The following is a 5,118-nucleotide window of genomic DNA, read 5'->3' as shown; positions in this document are numbered from 1 at the left end:
AAACGAACAGAATCGCGCCAAGGATCAGGTTTGCGACGTCGCACAGTTTTGCGTTCGTCCAGTTCTCCATCCAGTTCATCATGACACCCTCCATTGGAAGGTTTACACGGTAACCAACCGTCAGCTCGCCGCGCTGGTTCCATCGCGGCCCGCGGCATAATGGCAACGGCCAGCGCGCCCCGACGAGGCACTTCGCATTGGCCGGCCGCACTCTGTAGCACCCTGCGACAAGATCTAGTGTCTCTCGTCATCGTGAAGACCCCATATTTAGCCTATACCTTGCATTTTACCCGGATATAACGCATACTTTGTGCATGGATCACGAGATTTATGCACGGAACATGCAACAGACTCTCAAGCGCGCATCGACAGCACGAGACAAGATCTCGAACGGCAGGATCCTGCCGAAGAGCGTTGACTTGCGCTCAACCGCGGGGCGCCGGTTTAAGCACCTCGTTCGCACCTATGAGGCCGAGCTCGGCGGCGAGCCGACCGAGCTTCAGCGCGGCCTAGTGAGGCAGGTTGCGACGATCCAGATTCAGATCGAGCGTACCCAGGCGGACATCGTCGGCGGCTCCAGGGTTGTCGATTCCGATGAGGTCATCAGGCTGAGCAGCGAACACCGCCGCTTGCTGAACTCGTACTACTTCTGCGCAGCTTTATCGTTGATCCAGATGTCGAGGACTACGGCACCTCCGTCCCTTGTGAAGGCTTGGCACTCGACCTTGGCCTTCGGGAGCTCGAGATCAGCCAACTCGGATTTGTCTTTGAGAGCTAGCCGGTGGCATTTGCGAGCGGCCGCTTCCAAGGCTTTCAGGTCGACATTCGTCACTGCATTCCCTGCGCTGGCCGCCAAGGCGAACCATGCGTTCGGCGGGAAGCCGCTTGCTTGCCACGACAACGACACGCCGGTGAGCTGATGAGTAGTGCAGGTCAGGACCATATCCGGATCCTTGAAGAAAACGGTGTGGCGCGTTGGCGAGAAGTGATCGAACCGTGCACCGGTCCGCTCGACAATCCGGGCTGTTAGCTCCTTGCATTCGGCGCTGTCGGCCGGTCCTTCCTGCGAAGCCGCAAGAAGCGGGCCGGAACCAGCCACGAACGTCATCAAGCAGAATGTCCCTAGCCGGGCTAGCCGGCTCACGATACGCATTTCCCTTCTCTCCTAATCCTTTAACGCCCCGTGTCGGCGTCGTCCGAGCACTGAACGGGATGGCCCCCAGCGAGGATACAGGGCCGATATCGCCACGGCTCAACGAAGCTTCCAGCCCATATACCCCGAGCGGATTTCTGTGCCTCGCGCTCGGCTGTTGTATAACGTCCTTTCGAATAGCGCGGCCAGTCCAGGGCGAGGCCATTTGTCACAAGCCAGTCGCCTAGGTCGATCCCACCGACCGCACAAGTCGCCACTGTGCGCCCGTATCGGTCGATGTCTTTCGGCACACACCGCACCGGCCTTCTCGCAATGAACGCGTCCAGCTTGTTCGCCGCTACTGCGCCGCACCGATATGCGAGGCTGTCGTCTCCTCGGCATAGCTGGCTGCTCTCTGGAGCGTCGATGCCCCAGAGGCGAATTCGCGCGCCGTGAATCTCCAGTGTGTCGCCGTCGATGACGCTTGTTTGGCCAGCGAAGTCATCGGCCACGGCGGCTATAGAGGCACTGAAAAGAGCAGCCGATAGTATGATCCCGTTTCGGATTGCGCTCACTTCTTCGTTCTCAACCCGATCTCGACCAGCCGGCGGATGGCCTCGGGGCGGCCGGGCAGGTCTTCCTGCGCGCGGCGCCAATCGTCCAGCGACTTCAATGCGGCGACCGTCATTCGGACGTTGACGGCCTCGCTATCGACTGGCGGGCGTCCCATCTTTTTAGACTTTTTGGCGCTATCTAGTCTTGACTGCTTCATGACTTTATGGTGCCATAAAGTTGCGAGCCGGGCAAGTGCTGGAACACTCAACCCGGCTCTAACCCAAGCCAGAAAGGGAATCCCATGGCCAAGGCTAACCGAAAGTCTACCACGCCCCGCAAAACGCGCACCGCACCCAAACCTGCGCTTCAGGGCCTGGACCTGATCCGCGCGCCTCGCGGCCGCATCAATCTGGATATGCCGGACCTCAAGCGGGAGCTGCGGCTATTCCGTCACCCCAATGACATAGTGTCGCTCGTAGCGCTGTTCGATGCCTATCTCGCCGGTGCCAACGCGCTGCTTGGAATCGAAAACCAGCCGCGAGCGGAGGGCCTCGGCATCCTCACGCGGGAATCGAGTTTCATGTGGGCCAAAGCGCTTGTGGTCGCGGAGCATATGAAGGCCATCCAGCCATCCGACGTGCTCGCGATCGAGCACCGCGCGCGAGCACTGCTCAGCGCAACATTGGAACTCGGCCACGGGCTGGAAGGCGCGCGAGCGGTCCTCGAGGCCGCGATGGCTGCTGGCACCGCCGCCTGACGTTTCACGCCCCTGCACAGAGGCCCGCCGGTTCCCGCTGGCGGGCCTATGTGCTACAACCCGCCCGCGGCCGGGGTCCCCCTGGTCGCAGATCTCAGTCAAACTCCCGCCGGCCCGCAAGGTTCGGCGGGGTTTCTTTTGGAGAGTATCAGGTGGCAAAGAAGACGAAGAGCAAGCGCAAAGAGTACACGAAGGACGACGTCAAGCTCCTCAAGGAACACTCCAAAGCCCGCACGCCGGTAGCCAAACTCTCAAAGCTGATGAAGCGATCTGAGGGCTCGTTGAGGCAGAAGCCACTTAGCCTTGGAATTGGTTTAGGGCACCAGCGCTAGCCTGCGAGATTGAGCGGCCGCGAATAGAAAATCCCCATCATTCGGCCAAGATAGTCGGCGACCCTCGAGCTCGAGCCGGAGGGGACGTGAAGTAAATGCAGGACTTCCCGTATGTCTACCGATGGGACCGACAAGACCGCAAGGGCCAGCTGTGCCGCGTTCTCGCGCGAGGAAACATGAACAGTTGCCTCGTTGAATTTGTTGACGGCTACCGCATGGTGACTAGCCGCACTGCGCTCGGAAAAGCGGCTGGTTTGGTTTCGGGCGACACTGAGGGCGTGGGCTTCAGTGGATGCGTGTCGTCGGACAGGGCGAGGCATGCCGCGATCAAAGCGGCATCGTAAGCACCTCGCAAATTATCAATCCCTTGGGCCTCGGACGCCGATACCGTAGCGACCGCGCCTAACTTGTCGGCCCGCGGCGTTGCAATGGCGGCTATTGTTCTATATATGTCCGTCGTTGTCCCGAGAGGGGCAACCTTCTAGCTGAAGCGCTTTCGGTTCGTCCGGTGAGGACGAAAGCCACGAATGCTCCCATCGGGGAGCAGATACCAAGCCTGGTGCTTGGGCTGAGACCCTCATGGAGGGCAGCGGCAGCGTCCGAAAGGTCGACGGCGTACCGGTATAAAGCCCAGCGCGGCCCGGGGAAAGAAACAGGTTTTTCAAACCCTGGGTCTCGCCCCTTGTCCGCACGTAGCGTGGCGAGTCCTGTTACCGGAGACTCGTCATGACCGCAGTTGCCGACGCACCCGCCACATCCATTCTCGACGGGTATATCACCGAAGTCGATTTCGCCGTTGAGGCAAAGATCTCGTCGCGCACGGTAGCCCGATATCGCAGCCAACCTGACGGCCTGCCATATCTCGAGTTCGGCGGAAGAATTTACATCCCCATCGACGGCGCCAGAGAATGGCTTAAAGCCAAAGTGAAGCACCCGAGCGCTGGGCGCCGGGCAGCCTGACCGATGTCCAAAGGCCGCCACCTTTTTACTCAGCCGGCCATCACAAGGGCCGTTAAGGCCGTGTTGGCGGCCGGGGTGTCTGTGGCAGAGGTCGAGATTGGGCGCGATGGGAGCATCAGGATCATTGTCGGCGAGCCGGCTCAGGCCCACAATCCCGCCGAGGTCAACGAGTGGGACACCGTCAAATGAAGCGCCGCAACCCGCGTTTCGTGCACGAATACCAGAACCAGCACGGCACACCCGTTTACTACCTCCGGAAGCCGGGACACCCTAAGTTCAGGCTGCGCATCCCCGATGGATGCCTGCCGTGGTCGCCGTCATTCATGGCGATCTATGAGGCAGCGATGGCCGAGGCGCCGGCCAAGCCCGAGCTCGGCGTCGGCCGCACGGTGCCCGGCACCGTCAACGCCGCGCTCATCTCCTACTACCAGTCGACGGCCTTCACCAAGGGCCTTGCCAAGTCTACCCAGGGCAACCGCCGCGCCATCCTCGAAAACTTCCGCAACGATCACGGCGACAAGCGCACTGCGCTGATGCACACCCAGGCGCTGCAGAACGTCTTCAACGGCAAGACAGCAATCGTTCAGCGAAACTGGATGAAAGCGCTGCGCGGCTTCCTCGACCACTGCCTTGCGCTCGGCGTGATGAAGGTCGATCCGCTGGCCGGCGTGAAGCTGGCGAAGACGAAAAAGTCTAGCGGCTTCCACACTTGGACCGAAGACGAGATCACCAAGTACAGGGAGCGGCACGCGCCGGGCACTAAAGCACGGCTCGCGCTCGAATTACTTCTACAGACCGGACATGCCAGAGCCGATGCCGTCAGGATGGGGCGCCAGCACGTCAAGGCCGGCAAGCTGTCAATGCGCCGGCAGAAGACGGGAGTCCAATTCGACATCCCGCTGTTGCCTGAGCTGGTCTCCGAGTTGGCGTTGCATCCCAGAACAGAGCAGCTCGCGTATCTGGTCACGGAACAGAGCCAGCCATTCACCGCGGCCGGGTTCGGCAACTGGTTCGCGGATCGCTGTAGGGAGGCCGGAGTGCCGGGCAGGGCGCACGGCTTGCGCAAGGCGTCGGCGATTCGGCTCGCGCTCAATGGCGCCACAGCGTTTGAGCTGATGGCATGGCATGGATGGCGCACGATCGGCGAGGCTCAGCGCTACGTCGAGGAGGCCAACCGGATCAAGCTGGCCGAGAGTGCCGCGGCCAAAATGCGAACAGAAATTGGCTCACCAGCCAACCCGGTGAGCCAAATTGACCCGCAACCCATTGAAAAGACAGTGGTCGAAAATGAGCGGCCCGAGACATAGGTGACAGAACGTACCGGACACATGGGTTACACTTTCCGCTTTTGTTCTGCGGGAGGTGTGGATGCCGTGGAAAGC

At 60.9% G+C, this 5,118-nt stretch carries 7 protein-coding genes and 1 pseudogene; 4 read left to right on the top strand and 4 right to left on the bottom strand.

Translation table 11 applies throughout. From position 1 onward, the window contains the following. From AC629_RS48000 to AC629_RS47445, 4 genes and pseudogenes are all read right to left on the bottom strand, one after another. A pseudogene (locus AC629_RS48000) lies at positions 1-211 on the bottom strand (hypothetical protein); the annotation flags it as partial. Positions 212-643: 432 nt separating this feature from the next. Further along, a complete protein-coding gene (locus AC629_RS46245) occupies positions 644-1,111 on the bottom strand; it encodes a hypothetical protein (protein ID WP_143199892.1) in 468 nt (155 codons plus the stop codon). Between the two features lie 62 nt (positions 1,112-1,173). Then, positions 1,174-1,644: a thermonuclease family protein gene (locus tag AC629_RS42365; protein ID WP_349531671.1), complete on the bottom strand. Its 471-nt coding sequence runs from the start codon at positions 1,642-1,644 to the stop codon at positions 1,174-1,176. Between the two features lie 59 nt (positions 1,645-1,703). Beyond that, complete coding sequence (locus tag AC629_RS47445) at positions 1,704-1,862, bottom strand: hypothetical protein (protein ID WP_168195726.1); 159 nt, start codon at positions 1,860-1,862, stop codon at positions 1,704-1,706. Between the two features lie 126 nt (positions 1,863-1,988). Between AC629_RS47445 and AC629_RS42355 the strand changes: the two genes are divergently transcribed. From AC629_RS42355 to AC629_RS42330, 4 genes are all read left to right on the top strand, one after another. Then, on the top strand, positions 1,989-2,444 hold the full coding sequence (locus AC629_RS42355; RefSeq protein ID WP_084810564.1) for a hypothetical protein: 456 nt from the start codon (positions 1,989-1,991) through the stop codon (positions 2,442-2,444). 152 nt (positions 2,445-2,596) lie between these two features. After that, positions 2,597-2,776, top strand: coding sequence for a hypothetical protein (locus AC629_RS42350; protein WP_084810563.1), 180 nt, complete (start codon positions 2,597-2,599; stop codon positions 2,774-2,776). A 726-nt stretch (positions 2,777-3,502) separates the two neighbouring features. After that, complete coding sequence (locus tag AC629_RS42340; RefSeq protein WP_084810561.1) at positions 3,503-3,736, top strand: hypothetical protein; 234 nt, start codon at positions 3,503-3,505, stop codon at positions 3,734-3,736. A 185-nt stretch (positions 3,737-3,921) separates the two neighbouring features. Beyond that, the gene (locus AC629_RS42330) at positions 3,922-5,043 is read left to right on the top strand and encodes a tyrosine-type recombinase/integrase (protein ID WP_084810559.1); all 1,122 of its coding nucleotides are present in this window, start codon (positions 3,922-3,924) and stop codon (positions 5,041-5,043) included. Positions 5,044-5,118: the final 75 nt, after the last annotated feature.

Source organism: Bradyrhizobium sp. NAS80.1, from assembly GCF_001908205.1.
Taxonomy (GTDB): domain Bacteria; phylum Pseudomonadota; class Alphaproteobacteria; order Rhizobiales; family Xanthobacteraceae; genus Bradyrhizobium.
This window is presented reverse-complemented; position numbering and strand designations above follow the sequence as displayed.

Excerpts from the sequence above, each read along its gene's own strand:
- AC629_RS42330 (WP_084810559.1), top strand. The coding sequence starts at position 3,922 with ATGAAGCGCCGCAACCCGCGTTTCGTGCACGAATACCAGAACCAGCAC.
- AC629_RS42355 (WP_084810564.1), top strand. The coding sequence starts at position 1,989 with ATGGCCAAGGCTAACCGAAAGTCTACCACGCCCCGCAAAACGCGCACC.
- AC629_RS42340 (WP_084810561.1), top strand. The coding sequence starts at position 3,503 with ATGACCGCAGTTGCCGACGCACCCGCCACATCCATTCTCGACGGGTAT.
- AC629_RS47445 (WP_168195726.1), bottom strand. The coding sequence starts at position 1,862 with ATGGGACGCCCGCCAGTCGATAGCGAGGCCGTCAACGTCCGAATGACG.